General features: G+C 55.4%; 1 protein-coding gene and 1 pseudogene. One reads left to right on the top strand and one right to left on the bottom strand.

Annotated elements, in window-relative coordinates:
- A pseudogene (locus K0F88_RS31920) lies at nt 1-459 on the top strand (DDE-type integrase/transposase/recombinase); the annotation flags it as partial.
- A gap of 19 nt (nt 460-478) precedes the next feature.
- Here the strand turns inward: K0F88_RS31920 and K0F88_RS31915 are convergent.
- On the bottom strand, nt 479-1,855 hold the full coding sequence (locus K0F88_RS31915; RefSeq protein WP_219097864.1) for an IS30 family transposase: 1,377 nt from the start codon (nt 1,853-1,855) through the stop codon (nt 479-481).
- Nucleotides 1,856-1,969: the final 114 nt, after the last annotated feature.

The raw sequence follows: 1,969 nt of genomic DNA, 5'->3' as shown, positions 1-1,969 counted from the left end.
GTGAAGCCTGAGCGGGAGAAACTTAAAGCCGTGCTGGTCGAGCATCACAAGGAATCCAGAGCGTCCGCCGGGTCTCGCACCCTTTCCAAGGAGCTGCAAGCAAAGGGACATCGTGTCGGGCGACATATGGCTCGTAGCTTGATGCGCGAAGCCGGAGTCTCCAGTCATCAGCGACGGCGGCACAAGTACAAATCTTCCGGCGTGGAAGCTCTGGTGGCGCCGCATGTGCTCAAGCGCAAGTTTGATGTCACGGCGATCAACCAGGTGTGGTGTGGCGATGTGACGTACATCAAGGTCGGCAAGCGCTGGATGTATTTCGCGGCGGTTCTGGATCTGTTTGCTCGCCGAATCGTGGGATGGTCGTTTTCAATGATTTCCGATGCCACGCTGACCTGCGAAGCGTTGCGAATGGCAGTTCAATTGCGAGGCCGTCCAACAGAGGTGCTGTTTCATTCCGATCAAGGTTGCCAAGGCGGATTCAACCGGTCGTCGCAACACTGGATTGTTGAATGGATTTTAGATACTTGTTTAGTGCTTCGGCAGGTGTTTTCCAGCCGAGTGTTTTCCGAGGCCTTGTGTTCAGCGCATGGGCTACGGCTTGGATCTCTTGGGCACTCCAGCGAGACAGGTCGGTACCTTTCGGGAAGTATTGGCGCAGAAGACCGTTCGTATTCTCGTTCGTGCCGCGCTGCCATGGACTATGAGGGTCAGCAAAAAAGACCTTCACTCCGGATTCGATGGTAAATCGAGCGTGATCAGATAGTTCCTTTCCACGATCCCAAGTCAAAGATCGCCACAATTCGATGGGTAGGTCAGTCACCGTCTTCTTCAGTGCATTGGCCATAGTGACCGCCCCGTAGCCGACCAGCGCCGGGCCGTTCTTCGTTCGAGGAATTAGCCCATAACCTTCCTCGCGAGGCAGGTGGACGAGCATGGTGAATCGAGTTGAGCGCTCGACCAGGGTTCCAATCGCAGATCGGTTCAGACCGATGATCAGGTCTCCCTCCCAGTGCCCTGGTACAGCCCGGTCTTCCACCTCAGCAGGGCGACTGGAGATCATGACATCCTCGCTGACGTGCGCCCATGTTTTGGCCTGCGCCCTAGCTCTCGGCACACGCAATGCTCGCCCTGTGCGCAGGCAGCTCACTAGCTCGCGCTTAAGAGCTCCTCGCCCCTGAATATAGAGGGCCTGATATATGGCTTCGTGAGAGATGCGCATGGATTCATCGTCCGGAAAATCGATCTTTAGCCGGTTGGTAATCTGTTCGGGAGACCAGCCATTGACCCATTTACGGTCACTGCGATGTGGTTTATTTCGGCCTTTGAAGGGAGCTTGTCGTGGCCCAACAATCTCGCGACCATTAGCGCCGTGAACTTTACCCTCCAGACGGTCTTGCACGTAGTGACACAGCCGCGGGTTAGCCAACAGTTTCGCTGGCTTCGGTCTTTTGGCAACCAGTTCTGCCTTCCATTGTGCAACTGAAGCTCGATACTCAAGCCGACCGCAACGAGTGGCAGCATTACGTGTCAGTTCCCGTGAAACTGTCGACGGACTTCGTCCAAGGAAACGCGCAATTTCACGTACGCCAACACCTTTCGCCCGAAGCAGCCCAATATCTTCTCGCTCTGCGAACGATAAGTACCTTCCGGATATTTGGTTAGACATGAACAATGGCATCCCGCCCCGATGACGGAACCAGCGTGTACCTACCGCTGATGATACGCCAGTAGCCTCCGCTGCTTTTTCGCTCGTGATCCCGGTTGCGATTTGTTTCCAGAACAACCGCTCGATTTCATTACGAAGTGACGGCGCACCTGGCGAACGCATCGCTCCACGTCCCGTCAACTTTTGCATCCAGCCTGCAGGTCGCCCCATAAACACCTCGATCAAAGGTGTTGCGACGACCGATTGAATCCGCCCAATACACCAGCCACAAATTCAGGAACGAGATGCGCAAGCATGGACTCC

This window comes from Pseudomonas sp. UMAB-40, from assembly GCF_900095275.1.
Classification (GTDB): Bacteria; Pseudomonadota; Gammaproteobacteria; order Pseudomonadales; family Pseudomonadaceae; genus Aquipseudomonas; species Aquipseudomonas mandelii_B.
The sequence above is the reverse complement of the archived record's forward strand: the minus strand, read 5'-3'. Positions and strand labels throughout refer to the sequence as shown.

Bases quoted from the DNA above. Each gene is read 5' to 3' on its own strand.
- K0F88_RS31915 (WP_219097864.1), bottom strand. From the start codon at position 1,855: ATGCAAAAGTTGACGGGACGTGGAGCGATGCGTTCGCCAGGTGCGCCG.